This window comes from Croceibacterium salegens (assembly GCF_009827435.1).
In the GTDB taxonomy this organism is placed as follows: Bacteria; Pseudomonadota; Alphaproteobacteria; order Sphingomonadales; family Sphingomonadaceae; genus Croceibacterium_B; species Croceibacterium_B salegens.
The window spans coordinates 1-15,875 of record NZ_WTYM01000054.1 but is presented as its reverse complement, the minus strand read 5'-3'; the positions used below and the strand labels follow the sequence as shown (position 1 = coordinate 15,875).

Below are 15,875 nucleotides of genomic sequence, written 5' to 3'. Positions count from 1 at the left end.
AAATTAAGTTTATGACCCTGTGGTGAGCGCTGCGTACGGAGAGCTCGTCCTTGAATGCATGGGAGTATTAGGTTGACTTCACCAAAGGCGCGTCGCGGTCGACCGCAGAAGATTACAAGGGAGAAGCTTGCCGAAGTTGCGTCCGAGATGGGCTTCACGAATCTGAGGCTTGGAGAAATCGCCCAGCGCCTGAACGTCTCGCTTCAGACCCTGTACAACCACGTCAAGGATCGCGACGAACTCTTGCATCTCGCGGCGGAAGTGCTCGAACAGGCTGACCCCAAGGCCATGATCGAGGATTGCAGCTGGGAGCAGTGGTGGCGAAGCCGCGCCCGCGTGCTGCTGGAACAATATCGGCGAACGCCGGGACTGGCGACCATTCTGATGAACCGGCCGCTATCGAATGCGCCGCCGTTGATCGAACAATGGGAGGTCGCGCAGGTCATGGCCGAGCGTGAGGGTTTCGAACCGCTGAAAGCATTGTGGGCCAATCTGGCAGTGCACGAATTCGTTTATGCCTGGGCAAGCCGCGAAGAGCAGGGCCGCAATCCAGAGCGATTGGCCGGACCGCAGGCAGTGCCGAGCGGTGATTTCAAGGAACTGGCCCCGCGTTTTTCCTATGCGTTTGCACTGGCAATGTCAGAGCCATACGAGGCGCGCTTCGAGTTTAGCCTCAATGCGATGCTGGCTGGACTGCGGCAAGGGATAGGTGGCGATCCCGACCTGGGCTAAACGTCGCGGGTGCTGTGGGATGGCCAAAGCGCACATGCGAACTTTGATGTTAAACCCGTCGATGCTCGTCTGCTATTGCCATTTCGATTTTCTTGATGGACTTAAAGAAAAGTGTCACCATATGGCGTTCCCGCTTGTCGTGGGTGTCTAGTGCTTGCCAGCACGCTTTGTGGGGCTTCTCATGGCGAAGATCGTTCGGTTTTACAAAACCGGTGGGCCCGATGTTCTCAAGCTGGAGGACATCGTGATGCCTGCCCCTGCTGCTGGAGAGGTCCTTGTTCGGCAACAAGCGATCGGCGTCAATTTCGTTGATATCACATTGCGCAAGGGAGGTATTCCTGCTCCCTTGCCGAGCAGCTTGGGCTCGGAAGCGGCAGGAATTGTCGAGGCCGTGGGGGAGGGAGTAGCGGTCTTCGCTCCCGGCGATCGCGTTGCCTACGGTGGTAGTCCGAATGGATCTTATGCAAGCGAGCGGATTGTGCCAGCCGCCCTGCTTTCGAAGTTGCCGCCATCGATCGACGTGGAAACGGCAGCAGGGATGATGTCGGCCGGGCTGACGGCTGGTTACCTTATCCGGCGTATCTGGCCTTTCCTGTCCGAAGGTGATCCGATTCTGTTCCACGCGGCAGCGGGGGGTGTGGGTCAAATCGCGGTGCAATGGGCCAAGGCCATCGGCTTGAAGGTCATCGGCACCGTCGGGAGCGAGGGAAAGATCGCGACAGCACTTGGGGCTGGCTGTGACCACGTCCTGGTCAACGGACGGGACGATATCGCCGCACGAGTGAAGGAATTGACAGGTGGTGCCGGGGTCGCCGTGGCCTACGACAGTATCGGCAAGGATACCGTGGAAGGTTCGCTCAATGCCCTGCGGCGGCGAGGATTGCTGGTCATCTTTGGTGCTGCTTCCGGGCCGGCTCCCGATATCAGCCCGCCGGCGCTCGCCATGAGGGGGTCCCTTTACATGACGCGTCCATCGCTGTTCGACTATCTCGCTGATCCTGACGAGCGGGCATCGCTGGTTGCCGAAATGTTCGATCTGGTCGTGACTGGCAAGATCTCCATCTCGATCAATCACAAGTACGCTCTCGACGACGTGGCAAGCGCCCACCGCGACATCGAGGCTCGCGCTACCACCGGATCGGTGATCCTCATTCCTTGACGTTGTCCACGTCACGTACCCTGCCAGGTGAGAGTATCAATTGACCGAAATGACGCCGAATCGTTCGCCTTCCATCATGCGCCTTCTGGCTAGCCTCGTGCCGGGCGATGCGTCCAGCCTTTCGCTGGTCACAGCCCCGGTGCCGGATCCGGAGGCAGGCCAGGTAAGGGTCACGGTTGCCGCCTGCGGGATCAACTATCCGGACGTCCTGATGATCGAGGACCGCTACCAGTTCACGATCGAAAGACCTTTTGCACCGGGGATCGAGATTGCGGGAACGATCGATGCCGTGGGTGACGGCGTGGTCGGCTGGAGCTTGGGAATGCGCGTGGTCTTGCAAGTAGACCACGGCGGACTGGCAGACTTTGTGGTCGCGGACGCTTCCGCACTGATTGAATTGCCAGCCAATGTTGCCTTCGAAACTGCGGCTGCCTCGTTGCTCACGTACGGCACGAGCTATCACGCGCTTCGGGACAGGGCGGCGCTGCGGGCCGGGGAGACACTTTTCGTCCTCGGCGCCGGGGGTGGCGTCGGCTTGGCTGCCGTCGAACTGGGAAAGATGCTGGGTGCGCGGGTTGTGGCGGGCGTCTCAAGTTCGGCCAAGGCCGGTATCGCCCGCAAGGCGGGCGCCGATGTCGTGTTCGAGTATCCTACGAACGTCGAAGACCAAGCTGTACTTGCCAGGCTGTTTGCGACCCAATGTCCCGATGGAGTGGATGTCGCCTACGATCCTGTTGGCGGCATGTACGCAGAACCTCTGATCAGACGGATGCGCCAGGGCGGGCGTTACCTGGTGGTGGGCTTCGCGGGTGGGATACCACGGGTCCCATTGAATCTTGTTTTGCTCAAGCAATGCGCTTTGGTGGGAGTCTTCTGGGGTGCTGCCATGAAAGCCGATCCCGATGGATCGAAAGCCATGTTGCGCGAACTCTTGCAGCTCCTTGGTGACGGACAGATCGCCCCTCCGGCACCCACGATTTTCCCACTGGAGCGCGGCGGCCTGGCAATTGCTGCGCTGAAGAACCGCACTGCCGTGGGCAAGCTCGTTGTGCGGCCTTGAACTTACTTGTCAGGTGGGTAACGGCTCTTCGGGAGCGACGAAAATGTCGATCTCAAGCGCAGATTCCGGATCGTAGCGATAAGCTGAGAAATCCGTTACGCCTTCTTCGCGCAGCACGTCTTCATCGAGCACAAAGTTGCCAGTGAACGTGCGGGCATCCCTTTGAAAAATTGCATAGGCCGCATCGGCCATGATCTCCGGGCGGCGCGATCGACGCATGAGTTCCTCTCCGCCGAGCGCATGTTCTACTGCCGCAGTGGCAATGGTGGTGCGTGGCCACAGGCCGTTGAATGCGATCCCGTCAGCGGCAAATTCCGCCGCCATGCCATAGGCTACCATTGACATGCCGTATTTCGACAAGGTGTAGGGCAGGTGCTGCGCAAACCAGTCCGCTCGCATCGTGAGCGGCGGCGACAGGTTGAGGACGTGCGCATTGGTCGATTGGCGCAGGTGCGGAACACAAGCGCGTGACACCAGGAAGGTCCCACGCATGTTTATCTGCTGGATCAGGTCGAACCGCTTTGCCTCGATGTCTTCACTCTTGGAAAGATTGATGGCGGAAGCATTGTTTACGCAGATGTCGATTCCGCCAAAGTGCCTTGCCGCCTCATTGACGGCAGTCTCCACTGCATCACCATCGCGCACATCGAGCAACAGCGGGAGCGCATTGCCGCCCGCCTCCTCAATCGCCTGCGCTGCCGAATAGATCGTACCCTCTAGTTTCGGGTGAGGCTCTGCCGTCTTGGCGGCGATGACGACGTTGGCTCCATCTCGGGCAGCGCGAAGGGCTATGGCGAGGCCGATCCCGCGGCTCCCCCCGGTGATGAACAGCGTTCTTCCGGCGAGTGACATCATTTCTCCGTTCAGAATTCTTCAGGCGACATGTCGAGCACCAGACTGGAGCCCTTGATGAGCGGCTCGAGCCATATGTCCACTCTCGGCAGTTCGACTTCTGCAAAATAGCGGCAGGCGTGCATGCGCCCCCTGACAAATAGCAAGTCAGCTTCTGCAGTCGGATCGCACAACGAAGCTTCGGCAGCCAGTGCCTGATCGAGCCACAGCCAGCCCACTACGAGATGGCCAAAGGCGAACAGGAACGGTGTCGCATGTGCGAGGGCGCGCTTTTCATCCGTTTCGGCAAGCAGGACTTCTACGGCAGCTTCAACTGCGCCAAGCGCGGTGTGAAGTGCGCTGGCCACTGCTTCGAAAGGCGAACCAGGCGGGACATCACCCAAGGTTGTGCGAATATCTGTGGCGAGAACGCGGAAGGTTTCACCGTCCTCACGGCGGATCTTGCGACCGACAAGGTCAATCCCCTGGATGCCAGTCGTGCCTTCGTGAATCGGGTTGAGACGGTTGTCGCGATAAAGCAGCTCGATCTCGAAATCCCGCGTATAGCCGGAGCCGCCATGGATCTGGAGTGCGTGGTCAAGCGAAACCTGCGCCTGCTCAGCTGGCCATGACTTGGTTGCTGGCGTTAGCAAGGCCAGCAATGCTGCGGCCTTCTTCCTTTCAGCGAGCGATGGTGCGGTCTTCTCCTCGTCAAGCAATCGTGCGGAGAACAGGACGAGCGCGAGCGCACCCTGCGATATCGCTTTCTGCGCCAGCAACATGCGCCTGACGTCGGCATGTTCGATAATCGGCACCTGGTCTTCGCTCGCTATGCCGACGGTCCGTCCCTGCTTTCGCTCGCGAGCATATTCGAGCGACATCTGGTAGCCGCGACAAGCCAACATTGCTCCTGCCAAGCCAACCGACGTGCGCGCTTCGTTCATCATCTGGAACATTTGCGGTAGCCCTTGACCGATCTCTCCGACCAACCAGCCGACCGCACCTGCCGAACCTGCAGGCTGCTGCTGGCCTTCGCCGAAATTCAGCGCGCAATTGGGCAAGCCGCGATAGCCCATCTTGTGGTTCAGCCCGGCTACCGCGACATCGTTGCGCTCACCCCCAGGCAAGATTTTGGGAACGACGAATAGCGAGATGCCTCGGGATCCCGGAAGTGGTTGACCATCGTCGGCGAGCGTCTTGGCCAGGACCAGGTGAACAATGTTGTCCGAGAAGTCCTGATCTCCGCCCGAGATCCACATCTTGTTGCCGGTGATCCGGTAGCGAGCTCCCAATTCATCCTGGCCTTCGAGAATTGCCCGCGTGCGGATGTCGCCGAGCGACGAACCCGCATGCGGTTCCGACAAGCACATGGTGCCCATCGACTCACCGGCAATCTGGGGCAGGGCGAAAGCCTCAATCTGTGCGGGGCTGCCGTAGGTCGTCAGGAGGCGCGCATTGCCGACCGTAAGCAACGGGAAGGAGGCGGTCGACAGATTGCCGCTCATCAGAATGCCAAGCGCAGCAGCATGAACCAGATGGGGCAGTTGCAAACCACCATGCTCGGATGGAAATACGGTGCTGAACATCCCGGCTTCCGCCATTAACCGGACGGCAGCGCCTACTTCGGGCAATACGGCAACACTACCGTCCGCGCGAAGACTCGGTTCCATGGTATCTGCCGCGCGCAGATGTGACGCGAGCTCGCGCTCGCTTATCCGTTCGGCCAGATCCAGTATAGCCTCGACATCGTCCATCGTGTGTCCGGAGAATTCCGGACGCTCAAGGAGCTGGTCCAGTTCAAGCCAGCGAAACAGAAAGCGGATATCACGAAGGTCAATCAGCAATGGTCATACCCCAAAATCGTCATACCATTTGGCATGACGAATGAGTGGTTGTCAATTGCCCGCGAATTCCTGGCGTAGCGCCAGTCGTTGAATCTTTCCTGTGACGGTCTTGGGAAGTTCGCCTCTGATCTCGACGCAGCTTGGAGCCTTGTATGCGGCCAACCGATCGCGACAGTGGTTCACCAGGTCTTGTGGTTCAACTGTGGTGCCGGGAACTAACGAAACAAATGCCCTAACCGTCTCGCCACGATAGGCATCCGGTGCGCCGACGACAGCCGCCTCGCGAACGGCTGGGTGTTCGTAGAGAACGTCCTCCACTTCGCGCGGCCAGACCTTGAATCCGCTGGCGATAATGACATCCTTGATCCGGTCGACGAGGTAGTACCAGCCGTCCGCATCAACGAAGGCCACATCGCCTGTATGCATCCATCCGTCCTGAAGGGCTGAGGCCGTCTCATCGGGTCGACGCCAGTAGCCGGCCATGACTTGTGGTCCTTTGAGCAGCAACTCGCCAACCTCACCACATGGAAGTTCCAATCCGTCATCGCCGATGACTCGCGCTGCAGTGCAGGGCATCACCTTGCCGATCGACAAGGCGCCCGACGTCGGATCGACGGGAATGTCAGCACCGAATGGTGAGATGTGGGTATGCGCTGTGGATTCGGTCATGCCGTAAGCGGAATGGATGGAGATATGCAGCTTGTCCTTGATTGCCTTTAGCAGGCTCGGAGGAATCGGCGCCCCGCCGGAATAGACCCTGTCGAACGAGGACACGTCTTCCGGCATGATGCCAGGTACGTTCATGAGGGCGTTGAAAGCGGTAATTGCCCCAATGGTATAGGTCGGCCGGTGCTCCTTGATGGTGTCGAGCAGCAACGATGGCTCGACCCGGTATTGCAGGATCATTGCAGCGCGGGCGCACAAGCTGGCGGCAAAATGGCAGGACATTCCCGTGATGTGGAAGAGCGGGGCTAGAGCGAGGATTCGGCTGCCTGCATCGAGATGACAATAGGTGTCCAGCGCCTCCCCATTGAAGGCAAGGTTGTGGTGGGTAATCATGGCTCCCTTGGGAACGCCAGTCGTGCCGGAGGTGTAGAGGATCAGGCCCAGATCGGCAGGTTCGTAGGCGATCTCGGGGAGCGGTTTCGAGTTGGGTATTGCGAGGACATCTTCGAACCACACGGCTTCGTTGATCTGGATTTGCGCCGGTATCACCCGTTCGTCGTTGCGAGACTGGTATGCGCGCGACGACGTAACAAGCAGACAGGCCGGAACTTCTGCAATGTCGAGGGCTGCGGCCATTTCTGAGTGGCAGGTGTCGAGACACAGCACGACGGATGGTTCGCAATCGGCAAAGATCCGGGCCATCTCGGCCCCCTTGTACATCGGGTTGCCAGGGACGGGGATGGCGCCAATTCGCCATGCTGCAATCGTCATGACAACGAACTGGGGCATGTTCTGCAATACGATGCTGACCCGGTCGCCGCGTTTGACTCCAGCATCGATGAGCCAGTGTGCCGCCGTGCGCGATTGCTGCTCAAGTTCGGCGTAGGTGAAGGATCGGTCGAAATAATAGACGGCAATACCGTCTGGACGCTCCCTTACGCAGGCCTCGAACGCGGCAAGCATGTCTGTAAATTCCGAGTTGCAGGCTACCCGTTCGGATTGCTGCTGCGACGTTGCTTCACCTGAAGGATCTGCCGGGGCCTGATGCTTGGCCAAGATTCTCTCTCCAATTCGGCTCTTGGAACGCATGCGCACGGCGAATCTCCGCTTCGCCAGAATCGCCATACCAATAGGTATGACGATCTTTGGAAATTTGAAAGGGGAGGGGATCGGGCGATGGCCGCCTTGCGACCTACAGTTGATCGTCGAGATTTCGAAGGGCAAGCTCTACAACAGAGCTCGTAACCTTCTGATTGCTCGTCCAATATGAGCACATGCGGCCCCTTCAGCTTGCTTCTTGTTCCCGGCTGCAATGGCATCCGCGATGTCTTGGTAATCATGATACCAATCGGGGTCGTCGGCACGCAGGATCGAGGCAAACTGGACCCTGATTAGGTGAACACGGAGGAGTGGCAGTAACCTGCTGAGCTCGGCGTTCCCGGCCATCGTTGTAAGCGCCCCGTAGAAGCGATCGCGTGCCTCAGCGTAATCGGCTTCGCTGGTTTGTTGCGAGCACGACTGTAGCACCTCGGATGCATTCTTGAGCTTCGCCAGTGCCGTTTCGCTTTTGTCACATTCCGCGGCAAGTCTGGCGGCGAGCCCGATCAAGCTCTGCGCCACGATAAGAGTGTCGATCGCCTCGGGTATGGTCAGCGTCCGCACCACTGCCCCTCGTTGCGGGATCAGCGTTAAGATGTTCATCGCCGCCAGAGCATTGAGGGCCTCCCTGGCCGGTCCCCGACTAATCTTGTAGGCGGCGGTGAGTTGCGACTCCCTAATTCTTTGTCCGGGTTTGAACTGTCCGTCGTAAAGACCGCGAATGATCTCCCGCATAACGTGCTCGCGCGTTTGGCCAAGCGGGATTTTCTCTCCGGTATGTTTGCCGGGGGGCATTTCAGATGCCTGCCGCCGTAATCAGTGAACCACCATCGATTACAATCGCCTGGCCCGTCATATAGCGAGACGCGTCGGCAGCGAGGAATACGGCAGCTCCGGCAATTTCCTCAGGCTCGCCAATCCGGCCCATCGGAGTGCCGGTCAAGGCCCGGGCGAGATTTGCTTCGTCCTCCCAAAGCGCACGGGCGAAATCGGTCCTGATCAGGCCCGGAGCGATGCAATTAACACGCACTCCGCTGGGACCGTAGTCGATCGCCAGATTGCGGGCGAGTGCGAGGTCTGCTGCCTTGGAGATGTTGTAGGCTCCGATGACGCCGGAACCGCGAAAGCCGCCGATCGACGAGACGAGGATGATTGAACCGCTACGCCGCTTGATCATCGCCGGGGAGACTAACTTGGCGAGCTTGTGCGAAGAGAGTAGATTGTTCTGTAATACCTTTTCGAATTGCGCGTCGGATATGTCAGCCATGGGCCCGTAATACGGATTGGACGCTGCATTACAGACAAGTATGTCGATCTGGCCGAGGCAATCTTGCGCCCCATGCACCAAGGCACCTAGATCGTCGTCCGAGCCGACATTTGCCGGAATCGAGAAGGCGCTTCCTTTCCCCCTGAGGTTTATCTGCTCGGCGACCAGGTCGCAGCCATCCTTCTTGCGCGAGGAAATGACCACGTTTGCTCCGTGAGCGGCCAGTGCCTCAGCGATCGACTTGCCGATCCCGCGCGAGGATCCGGTGACGATGGCCCCTTTCCCGGTAAGATTGAAATTCGCTGTCATGTTCGCCCCTCAGGATGAGTTGGAAGATTCTTGCTGTCGGCTTGGGTCACATCGCGGATATTCCACCGTCCAGCTTGATTTCGGCCCCGGTCATGAAACGGCTTTCATCTGATGCAAGGTAAACGACCGCGTGGGCGACATCTTCTGCCTCTCCCAGCCTGCCAAGAGGAACCTGCCGGGCGAGCTTGGCGAGTACGGTGGACTCATCCTTGTCGCCGACCAGATCTGCCAGGATGGGGGTACGAATGAATGTTGGGTGGATGGAGTTGCAGCGAATGTCCCAGCCCAGTCTTGCGCAGTGCAAAGCGATCGACTTGCTAAGCATCCAGACAGCAGCCTTGGAAGCGTTGTAATTCGCGAAGTTGTGCGCTGCGATCAATCCTGCGATCGAGGAAATATTCACGATCGATCCGGGCTGGTACTCCCGCATCAGTCGCAGGGCATGCTTTGTTCCGAGGAACACGCTGTCGGTGTTTACGGCGAGGCCACGCTGCCACTCGCTGAGGGAGATATCCTCGACCGAACCCATCACGACAATCCCGGCGTTGTTTACCAGTACCGACAATCCGCCAAGGTCTTGTTCCGCCTGCGCGATCACCGAGATCCAATCGTGTTCGCTCGCGACGTCGTGACACGCGTAAAACGCCGTGCCTGCTCCGTATGCGCGGTTGATTTCCGCGGTAACGGATGAAACCCCTTCCAAGTTCAGGTCGGTAAGCAGAACGCGTCCGCCTTCCCGCGCAATCGCTTTTGCCGTTGCCGCTCCAAGGCCCTGCGCTGCACCGGTAACAAGTGCGCGCTTGCCTGCGAGGCGCCCGGTCACTCTGTGAACTCCGCAGGGCGCGGCCACAGCCCTTCATTGGTCTGATATTCGGCCTCATCGATGGACAGGACTTCTGCATGGCCGCCAGTTGCTGCCGGATCGGTACCCCGATGGCGTTTGATCTCGAGCCGGCCGATCTGGTTCCGGTGAACCTCATCCGGTCCATCGGCCAAGCGCAGCAACCGCGCTGTGGCAAATGCTGCGGGCAGGAGGTGATCGTTGCTGGTGCCGCCTCCGCCAAACAGTTGGATTGCCCAATCGATCACCTGCTGCGCCATCCGCGGGGCAGTCACCTTAATCATGGCGATTTCCCGACGGGCTTCCTTGTTGCCGACGGTATCCATCATCGACGCTGCCTTCATTGTCAGCAAGCGTGCCTGGTCAATCATGATGCGGGATTCCGCGATGCGTTCGAGCGTTACAGTCTGATCCGCCAGTGGACGACCGAATGGGCTGCGCAGTTCAGCCCTGCGGCACATGCGTTCGAGGATCCTTTCGCACAGTCCGATCAGGCGCATGCAGTGGTGGATCCGGCCCGGTCCAAGCCGCCCCTGCGCAATCTCGAAGCCGCACCCTTCACCCAGCAGCATATTGTCAGCCGGAACTCGAACATTGTCGAACAGGACTTCGGAAGCCCGGTCCGGCACGCCATAAAAGCCCATCACCGGTAGCGAGCGCACGACACGGACACCCGGCGTGTTGCGAGGAACGAGGATCATCGATTGGCGTCGATAGGGATCGTCGCCGTCAGGTGCACTTTTCCCCATGAGGATGATAATCTTGCACGCGGGGTTGGTGGCATTGGTGGTGTACCACTTCCGACCGTTGATGACGTAGTCACCGCCGTCGCGCAGGATCGAAGTGCCGATATTGGTTGCGTCGGAAGAAGCCTCGTCGGGTTCGGTCATGGCGAAGGCAGACCGGATATCTCCATTGAGGAGCGGGGTTAGCCATTGCTCCTTCTGCGCCGGCGTGCCGTAACGCAGGATCGTTTCCATGTTTCCGGTATCCGGAGCAGAACAATTGAAAACTTCCGGCGCGAACAATGATCGGCCCATGATTTCGCACAGCGGCGCGTAGTCGACGTTCGACAATCCCTCAGGACATTCCTTCACCGGAAGGAAGAGGTTCCACAGCCCCGCTGCCTTGGCCAATGGCTTGAGCTCCTCGACGACGGGATAGGTGGACCATGGCCCCAGCCGCTCCGCTTCGAGGTAGTAGCGCCGTTCATTCGGGTAGATATGCTCTGCCATGAACGCATTTATTTTGGCTGCCAGTTCAACACTTCGGGTACTGGGTTCCATTGAGCTTTCCCTTCATGACGCCCATAATGTCCTACAATCTGTTAGCAATTGTGCAAGCAGCTTCTATATGGCAACTAGGTGATTGTGCTGCTACGGTGCCTCTTCGTAGGACATTGTTCAGGAATCTTGTTGTGGACGGAGGATTTTGGTGACCGGTCGATGCGAAGAGCCAGTGCCACCCGCACTACAAGATTGGCTGGCGCGCCAGGTGCCCGGCTTCTGCGGGCCGGCGACCATGGAGAAGTTCGGATTCGGCCAATCCAACCCAACCTATCGCGTGCGCTCCGAAGCCGGGGACTTCGTTCTCCGGCGCAAACCGTTCGGTGAGCTTTTGCCGAAAGCCCATGCGATCGAACGTGAATTCCAGGTGCTGCACGCGCTGGCCCAGAGTGACGTTCCGGTGCCGAGGGTCCACGCCCTTTGTGAAGACCCGCAGGTTCTGGGTGCCGCATTCTATGTCATGGACTTCGTGGACGGTCGGATATTCTACGATCAGCGGCTCCCCGGGTTGTCGGCGCACCAGCGGGCGGAGATCTTCGATGCCATGAACGTCGCTGTTTCTTCGTTGCACAACGTCGATCCCTTGTCCGTTGGGTTGGATTCATTCGGCCGCAGCGACGGTTTCCTCGAGCGGCAAGTGTCGTTGTGGACGAGACAGTACCGTGCAAGCGAAGGCGCGCGGTGCGAGGCCATGGATGAACTGATTGCCTGGCTTCCGGAAAACCTTCCTACGCCGCAGACTGGCCGGATCTTCCACGGGGATCTCCGGCTCGACAACATGATCTTTCATCCGACCGAGCCACGGGTGGTTGCGTTTCTGGACTGGGAACTGTCGACACTAGGCGATCCGTTGGCCGATTTTGCCTATCATGCCATGGTGTGGCGCGTCGGCGCAGAATTGTTTCGGGGTTTCGCCGATCTTGATCGTGCCGCCATGGGCATCCCCGAGGAGAGCGAATACGTCCAGCGCTATTGCAAGCGGACGGGCCGCAGCGGCATTCCCCATTGGGACTTCTACCTGGCGTTCAGCCTCTTTCGTGTTGCAGCCATCCTGCAAGGTGTCTGGAAGCGGGCACAGCTGGGACAGGCCAGCGCGGAGGATGCAGAAGTCGTTGGCGCGAAAGCGCGCCCACTTGCTCAAATAGGTGCCCGCATAGCACTGGGGACATGAGCAGCTTGGCCTAGTCGCGACCGTGGTGCGAGTATTCCCGCGGCATGTTGCGGGCAGGATGGTTTTCGGCGACGAACACTGGCTGCATGTGCAGCGATGCCAGCAACCAGGCGCCCTCAGGCTGGAGGTCTGCCGTGATCGTGACGTCGTAAATCGCCAGTGCCGCTTCCAGCTTCAGAGGTGGATTACCCGTCCCGCCGAAATGGGTCATAACCGCTCGTACAATGGCCTTGCCCTCTGTGGCTAGCGCGCCAAGATCGAAATCGAAATTGGACATGAGATGGCGCGAATGGCGTGCCCCGTTCTGTTGCCGTCCCAGCTCTTGCCGGTAAGCGCCTACCTTGCGGATGGCCTCGCGACCCAGCGCCTCCACCATTCCGTCGATGATGAACTTGCCCTCTTCGACAAAGCACAGATCGGCGCGACCACCTGTGCTTTTCTCGGCTTCTCGCCAAAACCGCGCGATCAGACACTGCAGCGTCAGGCCGACGGCCGCTTCTTCGAGCGCGACGGTTGCCGTTGTCTTCGACTGGTCTGAACACATGGCATCGATTCCCATCTTTGGCGGGGGCAGCTTGAATCCCAAGGGGGCTTCTTTCTGCAGTCGCTGGCAAGGGTATGTAAGAAATGGATAACCTGCTCCTAGCTTAGGCGCTCCACTGGCTCGAAAATATTTTATTGACGCATTACAAAAAATGCAAGACTGCGACGAACAGGAGGTGTGCGCGCTGGTGTCGAATGTCGAAGGATCGTCGATCAAGGTCGGCATAGTCGCGCCCTTCTCAGGGCTGCCGGCGCTGCGGGAATACGGTGGCAAGATCCATGCGGGTACCGCAGCTTGGATCAACGCCTACAATGCGCAAGGCGGGCACCAGGGCAGGTCGATCGAACTGCTCGTCGAGGATAGCAACTACGATATCGTCGTCACCCGGGAGGCCATCCGCAAGCTCGACATAGAAGATGGGATTGTGGCGTTGCTGAACACCAATGGCACACCGCAGCTGACAGCTGCGCTACCTTACTTGAAGGCGCGTCGGCTGCCCTTACTGTTACCCTTTGCAGGTGCGCGAGAATGGTATGATCCGCCGCATTGGGGGGTCTTCGGCGTGCAGCCGCCTTTCAACGAATCAGGCTTCCTGCTGGGACAATGGGCGGCGTTGGAAGGGCATCGCAAGGCCGTGATCTTCTATCCCGATTACCCCGAGATCTCGGTCGAGATGGCCGAATTTGCCCAGCGGGGCTTTCAATCCTGCTGCCTTCCGGGGGCGCAGGCAATCGGTGTTGGTGTGCCACTGGGGTCGACCGATGGCGACAACATGGCCGATGCAATCGCGGCCCACCAACCCGACGCCATCGTCGTCCTCGTCAACTGGCCGGAGCTGTTGGCGACGCTCTCAAGCCTTAAGGCAAGGGGGATGGAGCTTCCGCTGTATAGCTGGGCGGCAAATGTGAACAGCCAGATTGCCCAAGCGGGCGGGGCGATGGTCGAGGGTATGAAGGGACACGCCGCAATAGCCACGACTCCGGCCGCCGAATTGCCCTCGGCGCGGGAATATCGCGAACGGCTGGCAAAGGATTTTCCGGACCAGACACCGGATTTCCTGTCGTTGACTGCCTACGCCCACGCCCAGATTTTTACCGCCGCGCTCGATTCAATTGCAGGTGAAGTGACGCGTGAGAATATCGTGGGGGCGTTCGAACGATTGGGCACGATCACGACCAACATACTCCCACCAGTCCGGTTTGCGTCAGATAGACATTTGGGGGCAACGGCAATCCAGCCAATGCAGCTGCGGAATGGGTCATGGGGCGCGACAGGCCGGCCCGTCGAACTGCCGAATCTGGATCAGTTTTAGTTTTGGCCAAAATTGCGAGCACCCGATGCCAAAAGTGTGTCCTGGCTCCGTGATCCGCAATGCCAGATGTCATCCGTATAGGCATTCCAATGAATCGTGGGTCGCTACTCTTCGCGTGAATACCCGCTCACAGTTTGCTGGTCAGCTCCGGCACGGCCTGGAACAGGTCGGCGACGAGACCGATGTCGGCGACCTGGAAGATCGGGGCGTCCTCGTCCTTGTTGATCGCGACGATGGTCTTGGAGTCCTTCATGCCGGCGAGGTGCTGGATCGCGCCCGATATGCCGACGGCGATGTAGACTTCGGGGGCGACGATCTTGCCGGTCTGGCCGACCTGGTAGTCGTTGGGGACATAGCCCGCATCGACCGCCGCGCGGCTCGCCCCGACCGCCGCGCCGAGCTTGTCGGCAAGCGGGATGATGACCTGCTGGAAGGTCTCGGCGTCCTTGAGCGCGCGGCCGCCTGAGACGATCACCTTGGCGCTGGTCAGCTCGGGCCGCTCGCTGGCGGCGACTTCGGCGCCGACGAAGCTGGAGAGACCGGCGTCGCCCGGGCCGGAGACGTTCTCGATACTTGCCGAGCCGCCTTCCGCGGCGGCCTTGTCGAAGGCGGTGCCGCGGACGGTGATGACCAGCTTGGCATCGCTCGATTCGACCGTGGCGATGGCGTTGCCGGCGTAGATCGGGCGCACGAAGGTCTTGTCGCCCTCGATGCCGATGATGTCGGAGACCTGCATCACGTCGAGCATGGCCGCGACGCGCGGGGCGATGTTCTTGCCGGTCGTGGTGGCGGGGGAGAGGAAGGCGTCATGGCCGTCCATCAAGCCGGCGACGAGCGGCGCGACGTTCTCGGCCAGCTGGTGCTCGTAGGCGGCATCGTCGGCGAGCAGGACCTTGCCGACACCGGCGATCTTGCTCGCGGCATCGGCCACGGCCTTGCAGCCGCTGCCCGCGACCAGCAGATCGACATCGCCGAGCTTGGCCGCGGCGGTGACGGTCGCGAGCGTCGCGTCCTTGAGGTGCTGGTTGTCGTGTTCGACGTAAACGAGGGTCTTCATCAGGCGACTCCCAGGGCTTTGAGCTTGGCGACCAGTTCGTCGACGTTGGCGACCTTCACGCCGGCCTGGCGCACGGGCGGTTCGGAGACCTTGGTCACCTTGAGGCGCGGGGTGGTGTCGACGCCGTAGTCGGCCGGGCTCTTGGTCGCGAGCGGCTTGGACTTGGCCTTCATGATGTTGGGCAGCGAGGCGTAGCGCGGCTCGTTGAGGCGCAGGTCGGTGGTCACCACCGCCGGCAGCTTCAGGCTCTCGGTTTCGAGCCCGCCATCGACCTCGCGGGTCACGGTGACGCTGTCGCCCGAGACCTCGACCTTGCTGGCGAAGGTGCCCTGCGGCCGCCCCATCAGCGCGGCGAGCATCTGGCCGGTCTGGTTGGAATCGTCGTCGATCGCCTGCTTGCCGAGCATGACGATGCCCGGCGCTTCCTCGTCGGCGATGGCCTTGAGGATCTTGGCCACGGCGAGCGGCTCGACTTGGTCATCGGTCTGCACCAGGATCGCCCGGTCGGCGCCCATGGCGAGCGCGGTGCGCAGCGTTTCCTGCGCCTTGGCCGGGCCGATCGAAACCGCGATGATTTCCTCGGCCGCGCCCTTTTCCTTGAGGCGGATGGCTTCCTCGACCGCGATCTCGTCGAACGGGTTCATGCTCATCTTGACGTTGGCGAGATCGACCCCGCTGCCGTCCGCCTTCACGCGGGG

Annotated in this window: 15 protein-coding genes; 5 read left to right on the top strand and 10 right to left on the bottom strand. The window is 60.0% G+C overall.

Annotated features, from left to right (window positions below; genetic code table 11):
• The first annotated feature begins 147 nt into the window (after positions 1 to 147).
• From GRI89_RS13960 to GRI89_RS13950, 3 genes are all read left to right on the top strand, one after another.
• On the top strand, positions 148 to 732 hold the full coding sequence (locus GRI89_RS13960) for a TetR/AcrR family transcriptional regulator C-terminal domain-containing protein (protein WP_159796977.1): 585 nt from the start codon (positions 148 to 150) through the stop codon (positions 730 to 732).
• 181 nt (positions 733 to 913) lie between these two features.
• Positions 914 to 1,891, top strand: coding sequence for a quinone oxidoreductase family protein (locus GRI89_RS13955; RefSeq protein ID WP_159796889.1), 978 nt, complete (start codon positions 914 to 916; stop codon positions 1,889 to 1,891).
• A gap of 49 nt (positions 1,892 to 1,940) precedes the next feature.
• Positions 1,941 to 2,951 carry an NADPH:quinone oxidoreductase family protein gene (locus GRI89_RS13950; protein WP_235913392.1) on the top strand — a complete coding sequence of 337 codons (1,011 nt, stop codon included), beginning with the start codon at positions 1,941 to 1,943 and terminating at the stop codon, positions 2,949 to 2,951.
• A 9-nt stretch (positions 2,952 to 2,960) separates the two neighbouring features.
• Here GRI89_RS13950 and GRI89_RS13945 read toward each other — a convergent pair whose 3' ends face one another.
• The 7 genes from GRI89_RS13945 to GRI89_RS13915 all read right to left on the bottom strand — a co-directional run bounded on the left by GRI89_RS13945 (position 2,961) and on the right by GRI89_RS13915 (position 11,093).
• Positions 2,961 to 3,803 (bottom strand): SDR family oxidoreductase, encoded by an 843-nt coding sequence (locus GRI89_RS13945; protein ID WP_159796886.1) that lies wholly within the window; start codon positions 3,801 to 3,803, stop codon positions 2,961 to 2,963.
• 11 nt (positions 3,804 to 3,814) lie between these two features.
• Positions 3,815 to 5,626, bottom strand: coding sequence for an acyl-CoA dehydrogenase (locus tag GRI89_RS13940; RefSeq protein ID WP_201290938.1), 1,812 nt, complete (start codon positions 5,624 to 5,626; stop codon positions 3,815 to 3,817).
• A 51-nt stretch (positions 5,627 to 5,677) separates the two neighbouring features.
• On the bottom strand, positions 5,678 to 7,348 hold the full coding sequence (locus tag GRI89_RS13935; protein ID WP_159796883.1) for a class I adenylate-forming enzyme family protein: 1,671 nt from the start codon (positions 7,346 to 7,348) through the stop codon (positions 5,678 to 5,680).
• 171 nt (positions 7,349 to 7,519) lie between these two features.
• Positions 7,520 to 8,185, bottom strand: coding sequence for a GntR family transcriptional regulator (locus GRI89_RS13930; protein ID WP_159796880.1), 666 nt, complete (start codon positions 8,183 to 8,185; stop codon positions 7,520 to 7,522).
• A 1-nt stretch (position 8,186) separates the two neighbouring features.
• Positions 8,187 to 8,966 carry an SDR family NAD(P)-dependent oxidoreductase gene (locus GRI89_RS13925; protein WP_159796877.1) on the bottom strand — a complete coding sequence of 260 codons (780 nt, stop codon included), beginning with the start codon at positions 8,964 to 8,966 and terminating at the stop codon, positions 8,187 to 8,189.
• Between the two features lie 46 nt (positions 8,967 to 9,012).
• On the bottom strand, positions 9,013 to 9,789 hold the full coding sequence (locus GRI89_RS13920; protein ID WP_328598269.1) for an SDR family oxidoreductase: 777 nt from the start codon (positions 9,787 to 9,789) through the stop codon (positions 9,013 to 9,015).
• Positions 9,786 to 11,093: an acyl-CoA dehydrogenase family protein gene (locus GRI89_RS13915; RefSeq protein WP_159796874.1), complete on the bottom strand. Its 1,308-nt coding sequence runs from the start codon at positions 11,091 to 11,093 to the stop codon at positions 9,786 to 9,788. The genes GRI89_RS13920 and GRI89_RS13915 overlap by 4 nt, the downstream gene beginning before the upstream one ends.
• A gap of 235 nt (positions 11,094 to 11,328) precedes the next feature.
• Between GRI89_RS13915 and GRI89_RS13910 the strand changes: the two genes are divergently transcribed.
• Entirely contained in the window at positions 11,329 to 12,264 is a 936-nt protein-coding gene (locus tag GRI89_RS13910) for a phosphotransferase (protein WP_159796871.1), read from the top strand.
• 10 nt (positions 12,265 to 12,274) lie between these two features.
• Here GRI89_RS13910 and GRI89_RS13905 read toward each other — a convergent pair whose 3' ends face one another.
• On the bottom strand, positions 12,275 to 12,850 hold the full coding sequence (locus tag GRI89_RS13905; protein WP_159796868.1) for a hypothetical protein: 576 nt from the start codon (positions 12,848 to 12,850) through the stop codon (positions 12,275 to 12,277).
• A 109-nt stretch (positions 12,851 to 12,959) separates the two neighbouring features.
• Between GRI89_RS13905 and GRI89_RS13900 the strand changes: the two genes are divergently transcribed.
• The gene (locus GRI89_RS13900) at positions 12,960 to 14,120 is read left to right on the top strand and encodes an ABC transporter substrate-binding protein (RefSeq protein ID WP_159796865.1); all 1,161 of its coding nucleotides are present in this window, start codon (positions 12,960 to 12,962) and stop codon (positions 14,118 to 14,120) included.
• Between the two features lie 127 nt (positions 14,121 to 14,247).
• Here GRI89_RS13900 and GRI89_RS13895 read toward each other — a convergent pair whose 3' ends face one another.
• Both GRI89_RS13895 and GRI89_RS13890 read right to left on the bottom strand, forming a co-directional pair.
• A complete protein-coding gene (locus GRI89_RS13895) occupies positions 14,248 to 15,177 on the bottom strand; it encodes an electron transfer flavoprotein subunit alpha/FixB family protein (RefSeq protein WP_159796862.1) in 930 nt (309 codons plus the stop codon).
• Positions 15,177 to 15,875 (bottom strand): electron transfer flavoprotein subunit beta/FixA family protein (locus GRI89_RS13890; RefSeq protein ID WP_159796770.1); only part of this gene is annotated, 699 nt, incomplete at its 5' end. The genes GRI89_RS13895 and GRI89_RS13890, both read right to left, overlap by 1 nt.

Bases quoted from the DNA above. Each gene is read 5' to 3' on its own strand.
- GRI89_RS13950 (WP_235913392.1), top strand. From the start codon at position 1,941: ATGACGCCGAATCGTTCGCCTTCCATCATGCGCCTTCTGGCTAGCCTC.
- GRI89_RS13955 (WP_159796889.1), top strand. From the start codon at position 914: ATGGCGAAGATCGTTCGGTTTTACAAAACCGGTGGGCCCGATGTTCTC.
- GRI89_RS13895 (WP_159796862.1), bottom strand. From the start codon at position 15,177: ATGAAGACCCTCGTTTACGTCGAACACGACAACCAGCACCTCAAGGAC.
- GRI89_RS13925 (WP_159796877.1), bottom strand. From the start codon at position 8,966: ATGACAGCGAATTTCAATCTTACCGGGAAAGGGGCCATCGTCACCGGA.
- GRI89_RS13960 (WP_159796977.1), top strand. From the start codon at position 148: ATGGGCTTCACGAATCTGAGGCTTGGAGAAATCGCCCAGCGCCTGAAC.
- GRI89_RS13930 (WP_159796880.1), bottom strand. From the start codon at position 8,185: ATGCCCCCCGGCAAACATACCGGAGAGAAAATCCCGCTTGGCCAAACG.
- GRI89_RS13910 (WP_159796871.1), top strand. From the start codon at position 11,329: ATGGAGAAGTTCGGATTCGGCCAATCCAACCCAACCTATCGCGTGCGC.
- GRI89_RS13915 (WP_159796874.1), bottom strand. From the start codon at position 11,093: ATGGAACCCAGTACCCGAAGTGTTGAACTGGCAGCCAAAATAAATGCG.
- GRI89_RS13900 (WP_159796865.1), top strand. From the start codon at position 12,960: ATGCAAGACTGCGACGAACAGGAGGTGTGCGCGCTGGTGTCGAATGTC.
- GRI89_RS13945 (WP_159796886.1), bottom strand. From the start codon at position 3,803: ATGTCACTCGCCGGAAGAACGCTGTTCATCACCGGGGGGAGCCGCGGG.